This window comes from Roseateles sp., assembly GCF_049240545.1.
Taxonomy (GTDB): Bacteria; Pseudomonadota; Gammaproteobacteria; order Burkholderiales; family Burkholderiaceae_C; genus Paucibacter_A.
On the sequence record NZ_JBMLSK010000224.1, the window covers coordinates 20,669 to 21,039 of the forward strand.

Annotated in this window: 1 protein-coding gene; it reads right to left on the reverse strand. The window is 66.6% G+C overall.

Features of this window, described 5'->3' with window-relative positions; all coding sequences use genetic code 11:
• On the reverse strand, positions 1-371 hold a 371-nt coding region (locus tag ACOVRJ_RS15750), incomplete at both ends, for a hypothetical protein (RefSeq protein WP_422044778.1).

A 371-nucleotide genomic window follows, 5' to 3' on the forward strand; every position in this document is an offset into this window, starting at 1 on the left:
CTGCCATTGCCCCAGGTGACGGCGCCGGCGTTGGCAATGCCGCCGCTATCCCAGGAGGAGGAACTCACAACATAGTTGCCGTTGCTCAGCGCCGTGATGTCGTCACTGCCCACCCGGTCCTCGGCCTGGCTGCCGACCAGGCTGTTGCTGCTGCTGACCACGCCGCTGATGCCGGTGCTGCCGCTGCCCCAGGTGACGGCGCCGGCGTTGGCATTGCTGCCGTTGGCCCAATTGGAGGAGCGCACGACATAGTTGCCGTTGCTCAGCGCCGTGATGCCGTAACTGCCCACGTAGTCATTGGTCTGGCTGCCGACCAGGCTGTTGATGCTGCTGACCACGCCGCTGACGCCAGCGCTGCCGCTGCCCCAGGT